This is a genomic window from Nonomuraea sp. NPDC059007, assembly GCF_042740555.1.
In the GTDB taxonomy this organism is placed as follows: domain Bacteria; phylum Actinomycetota; class Actinomycetes; order Streptosporangiales; family Streptosporangiaceae; genus Nonomuraea.
In genome coordinates this window covers 126,449-143,892 of record NZ_JBHYJD010000007.1, presented here as the reverse complement: position 1 = coordinate 143,892, position 17,444 = coordinate 126,449, and the positions used below count along the sequence as shown (strand labels likewise).

Genomic DNA, 17,444 nt, shown 5'->3' with positions numbered 1-17,444 from the left:
TGCGGCACGCGCTCCTGCCGGCATCAACTCTCCCGTCGGATCTTCTCCTTTTGGCATTAAACGGCAGCTTGGGCCGCGTATGCAATCAGACACGGGGGCGATACCTGCCAGACAATCGGGCCAGTTTTAGGCCAAGATGCAGGGCGAGCCGTTCGCCGCCGTCCTTGAGGTCGGTCTGGGCGAGTTCCTCGACGCGCTGGAGCCGGTAGTACAGGGAGGTCCGGTGCAGCCGCAGGGCGCGCGAGGTGGCCACGGCGCTGCCGGCCAGGTCCAGATAGGTCTCCAGCGTCTCCAGCAGCGGCAGGTGCTGAGGGTCGGCGAGCAGGTGTTCGAGGCCGGGGTGGAGCTCGTGGTCGGGCAGGCCGGTCAGCAGCCGGTAGACACCCAGCCGCGCCCATTCGGCCGAGGGGCCCAGGCCGGGGACGCGGGCGGCGGTCTCGGCCGCGTGCAGGGCCTCGGTGTAGGAGCCCGCCGCGTCGGCGAGCGCGGGCCGCGTACGCCCGACCCCCACCACCACCGGTACGGCCAGCGCCGCGTGCACGTCCTCGGCCGGGACCGCCGGCCCGGCCACCAGCAGCACGCCGTGGTCGTAGCGGACCAGGTGCAGCGGATGGTGTCCGGACAGCCGGCGGCGCAGGGCCAGCAGCCCCTGCTCCAGCGCCATCCGCAGCGGCTCGTCGGGTTCGGCGGCCACGGGCCTGGCCACCAGCGCGGTCACCGGCTGCCCCTGCGGGAAGGCGCCGGCCTCGATGAGCTGCCGGGCCGCGTCGCGCTCGCCGAGCAGGACGCCGGTGACCGCCTCCAGCTCGCGGTGTGAGGCGAGCCCGGAGGCCAGGCTCTCATGGAACAACGCCAGGGCCAGCAGGGGAGCCGACGCGGCGGCCAGGGCGATGTCCGCGTCGGGCATCTCGGGCTCGGCGTCGATGAACCAGAGGAAGCCGAGCAGGGCGCTGCCGTGCCGTACCGGGACGCAGACGCGCGGCAGCAGGCCGAGCGGGGGCGCGCCGGGGGTGCGCAGCGGGGCGCTCGCGTCGTGGATGCCGGCGGCGCGCAGCCAGGAGCGGACCTCGGGCGTGGTGTGCCGGCGCAGGATGGAGTCGCGGCGGATGTCGTCCATCGCGCCGCTCTGCTCGCTGTAGGCGACCACCCGCTGCACCCGGTCCTCCAGGAGGAGGGGCCGGTCGAGGCGGGCGGCGAGGTCGTCCACGATGCGTTGAAGATCAGCCACCGGTCACCAGGCGATTTCGACATTTGTCGGATAGGAAGTGATGGCTCTTCCCTACAACTGATCGGTGATCTCCGTCAATAACGTATATACCGTCCAATCCGTGAATCTCCCGAAGAAGCTGCTTAAAGGCCTTTTAGCGGGCATCGTGCTCGTCCCGCTGGCCTGGACAGCCACCCCCGCTTCCGCAGCACCTCCCACCGACCCCGAACACCCCTGGCGCCAGGACCACTGGCCGCAGACCCAGCCCTGGCAGCGCGACGAGCCGGAAGGGGCGCAGGCGCTCCGCTCGCGTCCCGGCGACGGCCCGCTCAAGCCGATCGACCCGCAGAACTGGGAGAACCCGGACCACATGACGTGGGCCGACTACAAGAAGCCTCCCGGCACCAAGTGGAACGACCCGAACGTCAAGGGTTCCAAGCGCACGTTCAAGGGCGCGCTGGTGCTGCTGGACTACCCCAACCAGCCGTTCGTGGTGACCCAGCCGAAGGGCTCGACGGTCTACAAGAACCCCAGCGCCGAGGCGCACGACGTGCCGCGCGGCCAGGTCGCCAAGTTCTACCAGGACTTCCTCAACACCCCGAACGCCCTCAACAAGGGGCACACCATCCACGAGTACTGGATGGAGGACTCCGGTGGCCGCATCGGGGTCGAGCTGACCGGCTTCGGCCCGTACACGATGACCGGCAAGGACCACGAGTACGCCATGGAGTTCCAGGGCGGCACCGGCTGCCCGGCCGGCGACAGCTGCAACAAGAACCTGCGCACCGAGGGCAACGCGCTCTGGATCGGCGACATCGGGCCGGAGGAGGCCGCGAAGTTCGACTTCATCTTCTACCTGAGCGCCGGCCAGGACGAATCGGCCACCTGGCAAGAGTTCGGAATGATGAAATTTCCGACCAAGGAGGATGTGACCGAGGAGTTCGGCCCCGACGACCCCAGCCTCCCCAACTGGGTCAGGACCCGTTACGTCGAGTGGACCTCCTGGCAGGCCGGCTCCAACTTCTGGCCCAACGCCCGCTTCGGCGTCGACTCCGTCCAGGCCGAGAGCTCCGGCATGGCCGTCTACGCCCACGAGCTGAGCCACATCTTCGGCATCGCCGACAACTACAACAACCCGTACGGCGTGCCGCCCAGAAGGGCGTACACGGGAATCTGGGAGATGCTCAGCCGGGGCAGCTTCAACGGACCCGGCGGCCCGCACAGCCGCTGGCTGATCCCGCCGACCTCCGGCGCGTCCATGGGCGCCCAGCACATGCTCCGCAACAAGATCAAGCTGGAGATGGTCGACGAGGCCAACGTCCTGCGCCTGTCGCGCGAGGCGCTCGACGACTCCGGCCTGGTCACCGCGAAGATCACCGCCCGCACGGTCCAGCCGGGCCCGGCCGGCCTGTCGGGCGTCAACCTGCAGTTCGACACCGGCGACAAGTCGCCCGCCTGCGACCCCGCCCAGAACCCGCTGTGCGACGGCGGCGGCTACGAGAACTACACCGTCGAGGTCGTCGACCGGATGGGCACCGACTCCTTCACCCCCGACTCCGGCGTGCTCCTGGCCAAGACCAAGAACGAGGACCGCGCGCCGTTCGAGTGGGTGGTGGACGCCAACCCGCAGGACATCGGCATGACCGACTACGTCCTGCCCGACGGCACCAAGGTCCCGATCACGATCGGCGACTACCGCCAACTGTCCGACGCGCTCTTCCACGCCGGAACCGACTCCGGCAGCGAGTACGAGTTCGTCGACCAGGCCAACCGCCTGCACTTCTACGTCACCGACGTCAAGCGCGACCGCAAGGGCGTGCTGTCCTACACGGTCGCCATCCGCTCCCTCGACGGCTCCGGCCCGCAGAAGCGCGGCGTCAAGGTCCTGCCCGCCCTCGGCCTGCCGACCGCCAAGGGCGTGTCGACCTGCAAGTTCCCGCTGTTCAACACCGGCAGGGCCGCCCCGGCCGCCGGGCAGCACCCCGAGGACGTCAGCGCCTACCTCAACGGTGACGTCTACCGCCTGAAGGCGGAGGTCCAGGGCCGTGGCTGGAGCACCCAGCTGCCCAACGCCCTGGCCGCCGTCGACTTCGGCAAGAACGAGCTCGTCACCGTCAACGCCGTGCGCGGCGACGGAGGCAGCCGCCTGGCCAAGGTCAAGCTGACCGCCACCTCGGAGAGCGACCCGGCCAAGACCGTGACCGCCACCTGTCAGGTGATCGGTCTCTGACCCCTTTGATGGGGTACGGCCGGCCCCGGCCGTACCCCATCGATGGACCTCTGGCGCCGGCCGTACAGAATCAGCTTGAATCAGCCCCGAAGGGGGTGTTTCTTGACTGGCCCACTGCGTCCGCCCGACGAGCCGATGCCCGAGCCCAAGCCGAGAAGGCGCAGGGTTCCGCTGGCCGCGCCCGTCGCGGCGGGGGTCGCGGCGGCGGCGGCGAGCATCCTGGCGGCCTCTCTTGAATGGGAGATCCCGCCGATAGCCAAGATCGGTGTCACCGCGACCGCCGCGCTTCTGGTGGGCCTGACCACGTGGGCCACCACCGAGGGCGGCGTGCGCCCGCGACGGCAGCGGCTGATCGCCCCGGAGGCGCCGGGCCGCGCGCCCGACCAGTGGCCGCCGGTGCCCGAGCACTTCACCGGGCGCGCCGAGTCACTCAACGAGCTGCGCTCGGTCTTCGCCGGGCGCAGGAAGCCGAGCGAGCTCGCGCCGCCCCTGGTCGCCTCCGTGTACGGCAGGGGCGGGGTCGGCAAGTCGGCGCTGATGGCCAGGTTCGGGCACGAGGTCGCCGGCGGCTTCCCCGACGGCAGGCTCTACGCCGACTTACGCGGCGTGGGCCCGGACGAGGTGCTGATCGGCTTCCTGCGCGCGCTCGGCGTCCGCCTCACCACCGACCCGGGCGGCATGGAGGAGCTGCGCAAGCTCTGGCTCACCTGGACCAAGGGCCGGCGCATCCTCATCGGCCTGGACAACGCCGACGACGGCGAGCAGGTCAAGCCGCTGCTGCCGGCCGACCCGGGCTGCGCCGTCATCGTCACCTCGCGCCACCCGCTGTTCCTGATGAACGCGATCGACTTCCAGCTTCCGGTCTTCAGCGAGGCCCAGAGCGTCGAACTGCTGGCCCGCCTGGCCGGCGGCGCCCGGGTCGTGGACGACCTGGAGTCGGCCAAGAAGATCGTCGGCATCTGCGACCACCTGCCGCTGGCGATCAGCATCTGCGGCGCCCGGCTGGCCACCCGCTCCACCTGGTCCTTACGCGAGCTGGCCGGCCGCCTGGCCGACGAGCGCCGCCGCCTGGACCAGCTGGAGCTCGCGCCGAGGGTGGACAAGAGCGTGCGCGCCTCCGTGCAGCTCAGCTACGACGACTGCACCGGCATCCAGCGCCGCCTGCTGCGCATGCTCTCCGGCCTGACGGCTCCCGACGTACCCGGCTGGGTGGCCGGCGCGCTGCTGGACACCTCCGAGCTCGACGGCGGCGACCAGCTGGAGGCGCTGATCGACGCCCAGCTCGCCGAGTGCTCAGGCACCGACGCGACCGGCGTGATGCGCTACCGCCTGCACGACCTGGTCCGCCTGTTCGCCGCCGAACTGCCCGAGGAGCGCCGCGGGCCGGCGACCGAGCGGGTGCTGAGCGGCTACCGCCACCGCGCCGAGGCCGCCGCCCAGGACCGCTGGCCGCAGGACTGGAGCAGGGGCGGGCGGCGCTCCAGCACCGAGGGGCAGTCGCAGGCGGCCGACTGGCTCAACGCCGAGCGGCTCAGCATGATCGCGATGATCCACCACGCCCGCGAGCTGGAGCTGTGGGAGCAGACCTGGGCGCTGGCCAGGGCGTTCTGCTCACTGTGCCACTCCCTGCGCGCCTACTGGGCCGACTGGCGGGCGGTCGCCGACATCGGTCACGAGGCGGCGCTGCGTACCGGCGACCGGCGCATGCTCGGCATCGCGCTGCTCGACCGCGCCGCGGTGGCCGGCGGCGGCAGCACCGCCGACGCCGAGACGGCCCTGGAGATCTTCACCGAGCTCGGCGAGTCCTGGTGGTCGGCCCGGTGCCGGCGCACCATCGGCATGATCCTTTACAGCGGCGGCAACCTCGACCGTGCCCAGGACTACCTGCTCGAAGCGATCGCCGGCTTCCGCGACGTGGACGACCTCTGGTGGATGGCCCGCACCCAGCGCAACCTGGCCGAGCTCCGCCTCGCCGAGCGCCGCACCGCGGAGGCGCGCGAGCTGCTGGAGGACGCGCTGGAGGTCTTCGAGCGCGAGGGCAACCGCTACTCCGAGGCACAGACCCTCCGCGTGTACGGCGAGGCCCTCGCCGCCCAGGCCCGCGGCCTGCGCAGGGAGGGCGAGGCCAGGGCCGCGGCCGAGCACTTCACCAGGGCGGGACTCAGCCTCGACCGGGCCACCGAGATGTTCAAGCAGCGCGGCGAGCTGTGGGAGGTGGCCCGCTGCCTGCGCTCGGCCGGAGAGGTGGGAAACCCGGCCAACGGCCTGGTCGAACTGGACCACGTCCGCGAGTCCGGCGACATCCTGGCCGCGCTCGGCGACTCCTGGGGAGTCGCGCGCAGCGCCCAGTCGGCCGGACGCGTCCTCGGCCGCATGGGCCGGGTCCGCGAGGCCCAGGACGAGCTGCGCCGCGCCTACGCCGCCTTCGAGGAGCTGGGCGAGCGCTGGCGCATGGCCCAATGCCTGCGCTACCTGGGCGAGGCGCACCTGGACGCGGCCGAGCGCGAGGCCGCGGTCGAACCGCTGGAACAGGCCAGGGAGATCTACCGCAGCCTCGGCAACGAGGCGGGCACGCGCAGAACGCTCGAACTGCTCAGGCGAGCGGCGTCCTGAGCAGTTCGCCCGCCGTCTGCCTGGCCTCGTCGATGCTCTGCTCGAAGAGCTTGCGCACCTGCGCGGCCTGGGCGGCCAGCTCCCTGATGTGCGCGCGGGCCAGGTCGTCGCGGACCGTGTCGGCGATCAGGGCCTGGTAGTCGGGCGTCCTGGCGGCCAGCGCCTCCAGCCGCAGGTGCGCGTGGTAGACCTCGTCGGCCTTGCGTACCTGCAGGGCGTACTCCTCCAGGCGGCGTACCCGCTTCGACAGCGACGTCCAGGCGGCGTCCAGGGCGCTGCTGTAGGGCTTGAACGCGTCCTCCAGCGCCGAGGGCATCAGCTGGGGCACGATCTGGCCGTGCTCGGCGTGCATGGACGAGAGCTTCGCCAGCCGGGTGCCGATCTGCCAGACCTCCTCCGGCAGGGAGACCCGGTTGTTGACCGAGTCGAGCAGCCCGGCCCGTTGCACGTCGGCGGCGAGAATCGTGTCCACGGCGTCCTGGGCCCGGCGCAGCAGCCGCGAGCACGGGTAGTCCAGGTCATGGGGGAGCACGTAGTGGGCCGAGTACTCGTGGGCCAGCCTCAGGCGCCGCCGGGCCGTGTTGTTGGAGATGCCCGTGGCCGCCCAGCGCAGCAGTGCGATCAACCCCATGCCGACGCCGGCCACGATCATCCCAACGGTGCTGGTCAGCACCCAGATCAGCAGCAGGAACCCGGGCAGCACGATGAGCAGGGCCGGGTTGAACGTCCGCTCCATCCGCCGCCCGCGGCGAGCCATGTGGAGCAGGTGCGGGCTGGCCCGGAGCTCGACCGAGATCTCGGCCGGCAGAGAGGGGTCGATGACCAGCCGCGGGGGATGAGCGCGCGGATCCATACGTTCATGTTGCGTTATGAACCGGGAATTCGCTCACATGTAGGTTAATCAGATGAACAGCTGGATTGAGCTACAAGGCGCTGTCAACGCTCGTGACCTGGGCGGGCTGCCGACGAAGGACGGCCGGACCACCCGCTCCGGCAGGATTTTCCGCTCCGACAACCTGCAGGGTCTCACCGAGCGTGACGTCTCCTATCTCGTGGGTGAGCTCAAGATCCGGCACGTGGTGGATCTTCGCTCGCACGCCGAGGTCGCGCTGGAGGGTCCCGGCCCGCTGATCCGTGTGGCCGAGGTCACGCATCACAACCTGAGCTTCTTCGCCGAGGGCGGCAGGCACACCGACGTCGAGGCGGACTCCATCGACGCCGACAAGGTGCTGCCCTGGCAGGAGCGCCAGCTGGACGAGGAACTGCGTGTCACCGGCTTCTACTTCGGCTACCTGCGCGACCGGCCGGACTCGGTGCTCGGGGCGCTGCGCGCGCTGTCGCTGGACGACGGCGCGGCCATCGTGCACTGCGCGGCCGGCAAGGACCGCACCGGCGTGGTCGCCGCGCTGGCGCTGGAGGTGTCCGGGGTGACCAGGGAGGCGATCGTGGCCGACTACACGGCCACGGGCGAGCGGATGGACCGGGTGCTGGCGCGGCTGCGCGCCAGCTCCACCTACCGCGACGACCTGGACTCGCGCCCGGCCGACGACCACATGCCGCGCGCGCCCTACCTTGAGCAGTTCCTCGGCGTGCTCGACGACCGCTTCGGCGGGCCGCTGGAGTGGCTGCGCTCACACGGCTGGACGCAGGACGACACCGCGGCCCTGCGGGCCCGCCTGCTCTAGCTTCAGCCGAGGTGGGTGAGCATGCCCTGGAGGGAGGACAGGCGCGCGGCCTCGATCACCTTCAGGGCCTCGACCACGCCCGCGGGATCCACCGGGGCCGGGCCGCCGTCCCTGAGCGCGGACTCCACGCCCCGGTAGAAGGCGAGATAGGCGCCGGGCGCCGTGGGCAGCGGGCGGGCCGCGTCGTCGGTGCCGAGCAGGCCCCAGCGATCCTGGGGCTCGTCGCCGAAGCCGGGCTGGTCCGGGGTGGCTCCGGCGCGCAGCCGGTCCTCCTGGACGTCCAGGCCGTACTTGACGTAGGCGCCGGTCGAGCCCAGCACGCGAAAGCGCGGGCCCAGCCGCCCGGTCACGGCGCTCATCCACAGGTGCGAGCGGACGCCGCTGTCGTGGGTGAGCGCGACGAAGGTGTCGTCGTCGGAGCCCACGCCCTCCCGCCTGGCGTCGCTCTCGGCGTAGACCGTGCGGACCGGGCCGAACAGCTGGAGCGCCTGGTCGACCAGGTGGCTGCCGAGGTCGTAGAGCAGGCCGCCGACCTCCTGGGCGCCGCCGGACTCGCGCCAGCCGCCCTTGGGACGGGGGCGCCAGCGCTCGAAGCGCGACTCGAACCTGGCCACCCGGCCGAGCCGGCCCTCCTCCAGCAGGGCGCGCAGGGTGAGGAAGTCGCCGTCCCAGCGCCGGTTCTGGAAGACGGTCAGCAGCAGATTCCGCTCCTTGGCCAGCGCCACCAGCCTGGTGGCCTCCTCGGCGGTCGCGGCCAGAGGCTTGTCCACGACGACCGGCAGGCCCGAGGCCAGAGCCTCGGTGGCCAGCGGGACGTGGGTGCGGTTGGGCGAGGCGACCACGACGAGGTCACAGCGGGGGAAGAGCGTCTCGGCGTCGGGTACGGCCGCCGCGCCGTACTTGCGCTCCACCTCGGCCGCGCGCTCCGGGTTACGCGTGACCACGGCGGCCAGGCGCAGGCCCGGGGTGGCGTGGACCAGCGGCCCGTGGAAGAACTGCCCGGCGGGGCCGTAACCGATCAGGCCAACCTGGATGTCGTCCATGGCCCCAGGTTACTTAGAGATCTTCGTCCCGCTCGGCCAGGAAACGCTCGAACTGCGCCGCGAGTTCGTCGCCGGTCGGCATCGACGACGGCTCGGCCAGCAGGCTCTCCTTGTCGGACCCGGCGGCGAAGGCGTCGTACTGCTGCTCCAGGCCCTCGATCGCGGTGGACAGCTCCGCCGAGCCGCGGATCTGCTCCTCGATCTCCACGTTGGTCCGCTCGGCGGCGTCGCGCAGCCCTTCCATCGGGAAGACCAAACCGGTGCCGCGGGTGACGGCCTCCAGGGCGGTGACGGCCGCGTGGGGGTACTCGGCCTGCGAGAGGTAATGGGGCACGTGGACGGCGTAGCCGACCGCGTCGTGTCCCTGGCCGCCCAGGCGGAACTCCAGGAGCGCCGCCATGCTGCCGGGCACCTGGACCCGGCCGAAGTTGCTGCTCTGGGGCCCGATGAGCTCGGGACGGCTGGCGTGCATGGTGATTCCGAGCGGCCGGGTGTGGGGCACGGCCATGGGGATGCCGTGCAGGGTCACGATCTTGCTCACCTTGAGCTCGCCGAGCAGCGCGCCCACGGCCTTGGCGAACAGCTCCCACTCGCGGTCCGGCTCGGGGCCGCTGAGCACGAGGAACTGTGTGCCGGTGGCGTCGGCGGCGGAATAGACGGCCAGCTCGGGGCTCTCGCAGTCCACCCACTTGTCGGTGTCGAAGGTCATGATGGGCCGGCGGGAGCGGTAGTCGAGGAGGCGGTCCACGTCGAACGTGGCCACGACCCGGTGCTCCAGCTCGGCCAGGAGGTGGCCCAGCGCCAGTCGTCCGGCGCCGCCCGCATCGACAAAACCATCGAAGTGGTACAACAGCACCGGATCGGTCAGCTCGGGCGCATCTTCGGCGAGCTTGTAGAGATCCGTCGGGTCGAACACGGTTGGACAGCCTTTCCCTAGGTACTCTCCACAGCAACCCACGGCGAGCCGGAACGATTCCGTGCAGGGCACCCTATCGAGGCAGAATGGGCGTCATGGACGGGGAGCAGGAGCTCGAGGAGTTCGCCACGAGGATGTTCGATCTGGCCAGGGCCGGGGACACCGGGACGCTGCGCGCGTACGTGGAGGCCGGGGTGCCGGCCAATCTGACCAACGGCAAGGGCGACACCCTGCTGATGCTCGCGGCCTACCACGGGCACGCGCCGACCGTGCGGATGCTCGCTGAGCTGGGCGCCGACCCCGGGCGGCCGAACGACCGCGGGCAGACGCCGCTGGCGGGGGCGGTGTTCAAGAAGGAGCCCGAAGTGGTCAAAGCGCTGCTGGAAGCGGGTGCGGACCCCAAAACGGGCAACCCATCGGCTATCGACACAGCCCGCATGTTCGGGGTCGAGGATTGGTTGACATAGCCCCCAAGGGCAGAAAATTCGCTATTAATGCGATATGGCCACCCTCCAAGATCATTGCGATCATGAGGTCATGGCTAGAACCTCTGCGCAAGCCACAAACAACCCATCCCTCCGCATCCCCATCCTGCAGTGCCCGTTCGAAAGCGAGGTGAACCCCTACGTCGTGGAGGCCAGCGAAGACAGCTTCGCCTGGCTCCTCGAGTCAGGCATGCTGAACGAGCCTGACATGCTGGAACGTTACAAGAGCGCCAGGTTCGGATGGCTCACCGCCCGAGCCTACCCCCTGGTCGACCGCGACATGCTCAAGCTCCTCATGGACTGGTGCATCTGGCTGTTCGCCTTCGACGACGGCTTCTGCGAGTCGGAGAACCTCAGCCGCCACACCGCACTCATCGCCAGGGCCCTCCCGGAGATGTTCCGGGTCCTGCACGACATCGAATCCGACGAACCCGTCACCAACGTGTTCGCCAAGTCACTGCAGGGGCTCAAGGAACGCATCGCCGAGCACGCGGAGCGCGACCAGCTCGACCGGTGGTCGACGGCCACCAAGGAGTACATCTTCGCCCAGGTCTGGGAGGCCGCCAACCGCGAGTCCAACGTGGTCCCCAGCCCGGAGGACTACGTGTTCATGCGCCGCCGCACCGGTGCCATGTACCCGGTCTACGCCCTGATCGACATCGCGGGTGGCCGGCGGCTCACCCCCGACGAATGGCACCATCCCGACATCAGGGCCCTCACCGAGCACGCCAACGACCTCGTGGTCTGGGACAACGACCTCTTCTCCTACGCCAAGGAGAAGAAGCACGACAAGGCCCGGCACAACCTCGTCAACGTGCTCATCACCCATCGGGGCTACTCCCTGCAGGAGGCGCTCGACGAGGTCGCGACCATGCATGATCGCGCCGTCGCCGAGATGGTTCGCCTGCGCGGGTCGGTCGACACGTGGGGCACCCGCGCCGTCCGCGCGTACGTGCAGGGGCTCGAGCACTGGGTCCGCGGCCACATCGAGTACTCGCTGGGCAGCGCGAGGTACGTGCACGCCTGGCCGACGGGCACCGAATGGGCCCAGGCCGTCTGAGTCAGGACGGGGCGTCCAGTTCGCCCAGCGCGAGCGCGGACGCCTCGTCCAGGTCAAGCTTGGCCCCGAACTCCGACGCCTGCTTGTACGCCACCTCGCCCAGCGACTTCTGGCACTCCTTGACCAGCTTGTCGTGGTCGTCGGTGAGCCACGGAGCGCCCAGCATCGGCAGGCCCGCGGTCTTCCAGTTCTGCTGCAGCGCGCCGAGCAGGCGGGCCGACAGCAACGGCTGCTCCAGCGCCGTGTAGATGCGCGCGGTGGTCTCCAGCGCGATCAGCGTGCCCAGCGTGTCGTGGAAGTGCCTCTTGATCCGCAGCCCCTCCTGGGCGTCCTGCAGCGCGTCGTCGGCCCTGCCCGTGGCCAGCCGGGTGAGCGCCAGCGCCCAGTACGCGTAGGAGCTGACGAAAAGCTCGCCGCGCTCCTTGCACACCTGCAGGCAGTCGACCAGCAGCGACTCGGCCTCATACAGCTCGCCCTGCGAGGTGAGCACGATCGACAGCTCGACGATCGCGGGCAGCAGGCCGGGGTTGAGCTCCTTGTTGTCGGTGTTGAACTCGATCGCCACGCCCAGCAGCGCGCTGGCCTTCTGCAGGTCGCCCTGGAGCAGCGCGGCGGTGCCCTGCATCTTGGAGGCCAGGATGACCGCCTTGGAGTCGCCTACCCTGACCGCCTCGGTGCTGCACTGCTCGGCCGCAGACAGGGCGCCGGTGCTGTCGCCCTGGGCGCTGCGCACGTACGACAGCACCCACAGCGCCTTGCAGCGTTCCTTGCTGGGGGTGGGGTTGGCCTGCAGCGCCCGCTCCAGGTAGAGGCGGCCCTCGCGGGTGAAGCCGCAGCAGATCCACATGAACCACAACGACGACAACAGCTTCAGCGCCAGTACGGCCTCGCCCGCCGTGTGCAGCGCGTGCTCCAGCGCCACCCGGACGTTGTCATGCTCCTGGCGCATGCGCACGAACCAGTAGATCTGCCGCGGGCCGGACCAGGCGTCCTCGCTGCGCTGGGCCAGGCTCAGGTAGTACTGCAGGTGCTTGTGGCGCATCTGCTGGCTCTCGCCGAGCTTGTCCAGCCACTCCTCGCCGTACTCGGCCAGGGTGTCGATCAGCTTGTAGCGTACGCCCGCGTGGTTGCTGCGGATCAGCAGGATCGACTTCTCCACCAGGCCGGTGACCAGGTCGGTGATGGCCTCGGAGGGCAGCCGGTCATCGGAGCAGACGAACCGGGCGGCATCGAGCTCGAAGTCCCCGGCGAAGACCGACAGGCGCGCCCACAGCAGCCGCTCGGCCGGCTCGCACAGCTCGTGGCTCCAGCCGATGGCCGCGCGCAGCGTCTGGTGGCGGGGCAGCGCGGTGCGGCTGGCCCCGGCCAGCAGGCTGAACCGGTCGGCGAGCAGGGCCAGGATCTGGTCCACCGACAGCGCCCGCAGCCGCACCGCGGCCAGCTCGATCGCCAGCGGGATGCCGTCCAGGCGGCGGCACAGCTCGGCCACCGAGCCGATGTTGTGCTCGTCCAGCACGAACTCCGGCATCACCGAACCGGCGCGGTCCGCGAACAGCTGCACGGACTCGTTGGTGAACAGGCTCTCGGTCAGGTCCTCGCCCGGCACCTGCAGCGGCGGAACCGGCACCACCCGCTCGTACGGCAGGTGCAGCGACTGCCGGCTGGTGGCCAGGATGCGCAGGCTCGGGTTGGCCGCCAGCAGCTCCTCCACCAGCTCGGCGCAGCCCTGGACCAGGTGCTCGCAGGTGTCGATGATGAGCAGCATGTGCCGCCCGCCGACCCATTCGGTCAGCGACTCCGAGGCCTCGCGCGAGGACTGGTCGGCGATGCCGAGCGCCGAGGCGATCGTGTGCTTGACCATGCCCGTGTCCTGCAGCCGGGCCAGATCGGCGAACCAGACGCCGTCCTCGAACTGGGAGCGGACCTGGTGGGCCAGGCGCAGCACCGTGCGCGACTTGCCCACGCCGCCGATGCCGGTGACCGTGACCAGGCGTGACTCACCCAGGTGGCGTTTGAGATTGGCGAGCAGGCGGTTGCGGCCCACGAAGCTCGTCAGCTCCGCCGGCAGATTGCCTTCTCGCCGCCAACCTGTAGGGGTGGCCATGGGCAGCCTCACGGGGGGTTAGGCGACACCTGCACAGGCATCGTACCCCCGGTCAAACCTGATGTCCTTGGGGCGGCGGACGGCGCGGGGTCGGGTTTGTTCGTCTCGGTAGCATGTATTCCGTGAGCGAATTTCTCCCGGAGCAGACCGCCGACGACACCGACGTGGCCTGGGGCGACTGGCGCGAGGCCGACGACGACTCTTTCTACCTGGAGAACAAGCCGCCCCACTGGGCCTAGGACACCACGTCCTTGCGCCGGAAGCGGCGGAAGGTGAAGGCCAGCAGCAGCGCCGCGTACGTCACCGAGATCGAGGCGCCCTTGGCCATGCCGCCCCAGTCGATGGTGGGCGCGAGCGCGTCCAGCCAGGCGGTGTTCCAGAACGTCGGCAGAAACTCCCGCAGCGTCCCCAGGGCCTCGACCGCCTGCAAAATCGTGCAGACGATCCACAGTCCCACCGCGCCGCCGACCGCGCCGAGCGGCGAGTCGGTGACCGTGGAGATCAGGAACGCCAGCGCCGCCACCACGAGCTGGCTGACCAGCGCGTAGCCGATCACGATGCCGAAGCGCGGCAGCACGTCCAGGGCCGGGATGACCTCGCCGGTGCCCGGCACCTGGATGTCGTCCCAGCCGAAGGCGACCGTCCCGGCCAGCAGCGCCATCAGCGGCAGCGCGACGACCGCGGCGGCGGAGAAGCCCAGGGCCACGATCAGCTTCTGGCGCAGCAGGCGGTCGCGCGGCACCGGCGCGGCCAGCAGGTAGCGCAGCGACGACCAGTTCGCCTCGCTGGCCACCGTGTCGCCGCAGAACAGCGCAACCGCCACCACCAGCAGGAAACTGGCCGAGACCGACAGCGCGAAGGCGGCGAAGTTCAGGCCGCTGGCCGTGGCCAGGTCGGAGATGCGCAGCCCGGCCTGCTGCCCGCTGGGCTGCTGGGGGCCGAACTGGAAGGCGATGACCAGGATCCACGGCAGCGCGAGCAGCAGCCCGAACATGACCATGGTCCGGCGCCGCTTGAACTGGCGGACGATCTCCACCCGCAACGGCAGCGTCCTGCCCGGCGCGTAGCCCTCCGCCGTGTTGGGTCGCCCGCCCTCCTCCATCGCTGTGCGGAGTGCCTCCTTCGTCCGCTCCTCGCTCACGAGTTCTCTCCGATCAGGTCAAGGAAGACGTCCTCCAGGCGTGGCCCGTGGCCGTTGGAGCTGGCCAGCAGGGCGGCCACCGGGCCGGTGGTGATCAGGCGGCCGCGGTGCATGACGACCACGTGGGTGCAGGTCTGCTCCACCTCGGCCAGCAGGTGACTGGAGACGATCACCGTGCGGCCGTCGCGGGCGTAGCGCTTCAGCACCTCGCGCATCTCCCTGATCTGGGGCGGGTCGAGACCGTTGGTGGGCTCGTCGAGCACCAGCAGGTCGGGCAGGCCCAGCATCGCCTGGGCGATCGCGAGCCGCTGCCGCATGCCCTGCGAGTACGTGCGCACGGCACGTTCCAGCGCCGCGCCGAGCCCGGCGATCTCCAGCGCCTCCTCCATGTGCGCCTCGGCCGCCGGCCTGCCGGTCGCCGCCCAGTACAGCTCGATGTTCTCCCGGCCCGACAGATGCGGCAGGAAGCCCGGCCCCTCCACGAACGAGCCCAGCCGCGACAGCACGGGCGCGCCCGGCGTCACCCGCTCGCCGAAGATGCGGATCTCTCCGGCGTCCGGGTGGATGAGGCCCATCATCATCCGCATCGTGGTGGTCTTGCCCGCTCCGTTCGGACCGAGCAGGCCGAGCACCTGGCCCTGCTCGACGCGGAACGACAGCTCGTCCACGGCCTTCTCGCCGTTGCGGTAGGCCTTGGTCAGGCCGCTGATCTCCAGCGGCGCCGCGTCCTGCCCGCCGGTACGGCCCGCCGTACCCCTGCGTGCCCTGCCCAGGGCCAGCAGGACGGCGGCCAGCACGATCGCGGCCAGCGGCATCGCCCACACCCACCACGCGACGCCGCCCGCCGGGGCGCTCAGCGTCGCCACCGTCGGCACACTCAGGACGGGGGCGGCGAGCGCCACGCGGTAGGAGGCCGGCTCGGCCGGGGTGGCGAAGCCCATGTCCGTGGTGGTGACGGTCAGCCGGAGCCGGTGGCCCACGGTGAACCGGTGGTCGAGCGCGGGCAGCGCGACCGTCACGTCGGCGCTCTGCGCCCCGTCGGGGATCTTCACGCGCAGCGGCGCGACCAGCCCGGCGGGCAGGGTGGGCGGCTGGATGGCGTCGGGGACGTCGTACAGCTTGGCGAACAGCGTCACCTCGCCCTTGCCGTAGACGCGCAGCTTCACCGACGGCGCGCCGGTCAGCTGGAGCGGGGCGGTCAGCGGGGCCGACTCGAAGCTCGCCGCCTGGCCCGGCATGTCGAGGGAGACGCTCAGGTTGTTCTGGGCGCCGCCGCCGAGCAGGCCGCTGACGCCGGGCACCGTGGAGATGGAGGCCGGGTTGCCGCCGGGCGGGTTGACGACGTTCTGCTCGGGGCCGGACAGCGTGACGTCCGTGGTGGTGGTGCCGGACAGGCCCGGGTACGCGGCGGTCTCGGGGTGCAGGCGGATGCGCTGGCGGGTCCCGGGGTCGCGGCCGCCGTCCCTGGTCACGGTGAACGCCTTCACCGGGGCCGCCCCGGTGTCGCCCTTGAGGTAGCGGGCCAGCCAGGCGGAGGTCTGGGCGTAGAGCCAGTCGGCCTCGCCGTTGCCGCCGTCATGGCCGCCGTCGAACCACATGACGCTCACCGGCGTGCCCGGCGCGATCGCCTTCGCGTTGGCGTCGGCGTGGCCCAGCGGGAACAGCGAGTCGCGCTGGCCCTGGATGAGCAGCGTGGGCGCCTTGATGCGGCCCTGGACGGAGCTGGGGCTGGCCTTGCGCAGGAGTTCGACCGCCTGGGGCGTGGCCCTGCCGGTCGTGGCGACCTGCTGGTAGATCGCGCAGATCTCCGGCAGGAAGCGGCCGCAGCGCGCCTCGTCGGCGGTCATCGGCGCCGGCCGGCGGGTGAGCGCCTGCAGGCCCTGCGCCGAGGGGGCGCCCCTGCCGAAGAAGAAGCCCGCCCACAGGCTCTTGAACACGCCGCTCTGCGGGCCCTGGCCGGTGGCGTCGGGGAAGAGGGCGTCGGCCAGGTCGTACCAGGTGATCTGGGGGACGATCGCGTCGACCCTCGCGTCGTGGGCGGCGGTCATCAGCGCGATGGCGCCGCCGTAGGAGCCGCCGGCGATGCCCACGCGCGGGTCGCCCGCCTTGTCCAGGACGACCTCGGGACGCCTGGCCAGCCAGTCGATCAGCTGCTTGACGTCCTTGACCTCGTAGTCGGGGGAGTTCAGCGCGATCTGGCCGGTCGAGCGGCCGAACCCGCGGGCCGACCAGGTGAGGACGGCGTAGCCGTCCCGCGCCAGCCGTAGCGCGTCGTCGCGGACGCTCTGCTTGCTGCCGCCGAAGCCGTGCGCGAGCAGGACCGCGGGCGCCTTCCCGCCGCCCGCGGGCGGGAAGAACGTCGTGTCGAGCTCCACCCGCTGGTCGTCGGCGGGTCCGTCGGTGACGGCGAGGCGGCTCTCCTGGCCGCGCACCTCCGGACCCGACGGCCACACCAGCCACGCCACCGCCCCGATCAGGGCAAGTACCGCGACCAGCGCGGACACTCTTCTCATGAGGTCGGAGCATACTTACCGATTCTGAGAGATCACTGAGATCCGCAGGTGGAGGGCGGCGGTGGCCAGGACCACGACGGCCGTGGCGGTGTGGACGGCGAGCGCGGTCACGACCGAGCCGCCGTTGGCCAGGATGACCGCGGCGTCGCCGAACGGGATCAGCGAGATCACCGCCAGGCTCCAGCCGAGCGCCCTGCGCTGACCCGACAGCAGCAGCGCCAGCGGGACCAGGCCGGACACCACGTCGCGCACGCCCTTCACGTTGAGGAAACCGGCCGCCTCCGCGCCGGGCCAGGCGGGCAGGCCGAAGCCCGGGGCGGTGGACATCGGAGTGAACAGGTAGCTGAAGCCGATGTAGCCGATCATGAGGGCGACGATCCAGGTCAGCGTGGCGGCGGTGACGCGCAGGGCGCGGGCGTTGTTCTTCATGGCCACAGCTTCCGCGGC

The 17,444-nt window shown here is 70.9% G+C and carries 13 protein-coding genes; 5 read left to right on the top strand and 8 right to left on the bottom strand.

Annotation, left to right across the window (positions count from 1 at the left end):
- Positions 1 to 85 precede the first annotated feature (85 nt).
- Positions 86 to 1,228: a PucR family transcriptional regulator gene (locus ACFWY5_RS13770; RefSeq protein WP_379609641.1), complete on the bottom strand. Its 1,143-nt coding sequence runs from the start codon at positions 1,226 to 1,228 to the stop codon at positions 86 to 88.
- 100 nt (positions 1,229 to 1,328) lie between these two features.
- On the opposite strand from ACFWY5_RS13770, the gene ACFWY5_RS13765 reads away from it, so the two are divergent.
- On the top strand, positions 1,329 to 3,437 hold the full coding sequence (locus ACFWY5_RS13765) for a M6 family metalloprotease domain-containing protein (protein WP_379609642.1): 2,109 nt from the start codon (positions 1,329 to 1,331) through the stop codon (positions 3,435 to 3,437).
- Positions 3,438 to 3,539: 102 nt separating this feature from the next.
- Positions 3,540 to 6,050 carry an ATP-binding protein gene (locus ACFWY5_RS13760; RefSeq protein ID WP_379609643.1) on the top strand — a complete coding sequence of 837 codons (2,511 nt, stop codon included), beginning with the start codon at positions 3,540 to 3,542 and terminating at the stop codon, positions 6,048 to 6,050.
- On the opposite strand, the gene ACFWY5_RS13755 is transcribed toward ACFWY5_RS13760, so the two are convergent.
- Positions 6,031 to 6,903, bottom strand: coding sequence for a hypothetical protein (locus ACFWY5_RS13755; protein WP_379609644.1), 873 nt, complete (start codon positions 6,901 to 6,903; stop codon positions 6,031 to 6,033). The two genes, ACFWY5_RS13760 and ACFWY5_RS13755, sit on opposite strands and share 20 nt — an antisense overlap.
- Positions 6,904 to 6,955: 52 nt before the next feature.
- On the opposite strand from ACFWY5_RS13755, the gene ACFWY5_RS13750 reads away from it, so the two are divergent.
- The gene (locus tag ACFWY5_RS13750; protein ID WP_379609645.1) at positions 6,956 to 7,735 is read left to right on the top strand and encodes a tyrosine-protein phosphatase; all 780 of its coding nucleotides are present in this window, start codon (positions 6,956 to 6,958) and stop codon (positions 7,733 to 7,735) included.
- A gap of 2 nt (positions 7,736 to 7,737) precedes the next feature.
- On the opposite strand, the gene ACFWY5_RS13745 is transcribed toward ACFWY5_RS13750, so the two are convergent.
- Positions 7,738 to 8,778 (bottom strand): Gfo/Idh/MocA family oxidoreductase, encoded by a 1,041-nt coding sequence (locus ACFWY5_RS13745; protein ID WP_379632033.1) that lies wholly within the window; start codon positions 8,776 to 8,778, stop codon positions 7,738 to 7,740.
- Between the two features lie 13 nt (positions 8,779 to 8,791).
- On the bottom strand, positions 8,792 to 9,694 hold the full coding sequence (locus tag ACFWY5_RS13740; RefSeq protein WP_379609647.1) for a proteasome assembly chaperone family protein: 903 nt from the start codon (positions 9,692 to 9,694) through the stop codon (positions 8,792 to 8,794).
- Positions 9,695 to 9,780: 86 nt separating this feature from the next.
- Between ACFWY5_RS13740 and ACFWY5_RS13735 the strand changes: the two genes are divergently transcribed.
- Positions 9,781 to 10,161 (top strand): ankyrin repeat domain-containing protein, encoded by a 381-nt coding sequence (locus tag ACFWY5_RS13735; RefSeq protein WP_379632031.1) that lies wholly within the window; start codon positions 9,781 to 9,783, stop codon positions 10,159 to 10,161.
- Between the two features lie 70 nt (positions 10,162 to 10,231).
- Positions 10,232 to 11,239, top strand: coding sequence for a hypothetical protein (locus ACFWY5_RS13730; RefSeq protein ID WP_379609649.1), 1,008 nt, complete (start codon positions 10,232 to 10,234; stop codon positions 11,237 to 11,239).
- Position 11,240: 1 nt separating this feature from the next.
- Here ACFWY5_RS13730 and ACFWY5_RS13725 read toward each other — a convergent pair whose 3' ends face one another.
- The 4 genes from ACFWY5_RS13725 to ACFWY5_RS13710 all read right to left on the bottom strand — a co-directional run bounded on the left by ACFWY5_RS13725 (position 11,241) and on the right by ACFWY5_RS13710 (position 17,426).
- The gene (locus ACFWY5_RS13725) at positions 11,241 to 13,355 is read right to left on the bottom strand and encodes an ATP-binding protein (RefSeq protein ID WP_379609650.1); all 2,115 of its coding nucleotides are present in this window, start codon (positions 13,353 to 13,355) and stop codon (positions 11,241 to 11,243) included.
- Between the two features lie 223 nt (positions 13,356 to 13,578).
- The gene (locus ACFWY5_RS13720; protein ID WP_379632030.1) at positions 13,579 to 14,484 is read right to left on the bottom strand and encodes an ABC transporter permease; all 906 of its coding nucleotides are present in this window, start codon (positions 14,482 to 14,484) and stop codon (positions 13,579 to 13,581) included.
- Entirely contained in the window at positions 14,481 to 16,997 is a 2,517-nt protein-coding gene (locus tag ACFWY5_RS13715; RefSeq protein WP_379632028.1) for a CocE/NonD family hydrolase, read from the bottom strand. Before ACFWY5_RS13715 ends, ACFWY5_RS13720 begins: the two co-directional genes overlap by 4 nt.
- A 15-nt stretch (positions 16,998 to 17,012) precedes the next feature.
- Positions 17,013 to 17,426: a DUF4267 domain-containing protein gene (locus ACFWY5_RS13710; protein ID WP_379609653.1), complete on the bottom strand. Its 414-nt coding sequence runs from the start codon at positions 17,424 to 17,426 to the stop codon at positions 17,013 to 17,015.
- Positions 17,427 to 17,444 lie beyond the last annotated feature (18 nt).

Excerpts from the sequence above, each read along its gene's own strand:
- ACFWY5_RS13755 (WP_379609644.1), bottom strand. The coding sequence starts at position 6,903 with ATGGATCCGCGCGCTCATCCCCCGCGGCTGGTCATCGACCCCTCTCTG.
- ACFWY5_RS13750 (WP_379609645.1), top strand. The coding sequence starts at position 6,956 with ATGAACAGCTGGATTGAGCTACAAGGCGCTGTCAACGCTCGTGACCTG.
- ACFWY5_RS13745 (WP_379632033.1), bottom strand. The coding sequence starts at position 8,778 with ATGGACGACATCCAGGTTGGCCTGATCGGTTACGGCCCCGCCGGGCAG.
- ACFWY5_RS13735 (WP_379632031.1), top strand. The coding sequence starts at position 9,781 with ATGGGCGTCATGGACGGGGAGCAGGAGCTCGAGGAGTTCGCCACGAGG.
- ACFWY5_RS13730 (WP_379609649.1), top strand. The coding sequence starts at position 10,232 with ATGGCTAGAACCTCTGCGCAAGCCACAAACAACCCATCCCTCCGCATC.
- ACFWY5_RS13715 (WP_379632028.1), bottom strand. The coding sequence starts at position 16,997 with ATGAGAAGAGTGTCCGCGCTGGTCGCGGTACTTGCCCTGATCGGGGCG.
- ACFWY5_RS13710 (WP_379609653.1), bottom strand. The coding sequence starts at position 17,426 with ATGAAGAACAACGCCCGCGCCCTGCGCGTCACCGCCGCCACGCTGACC.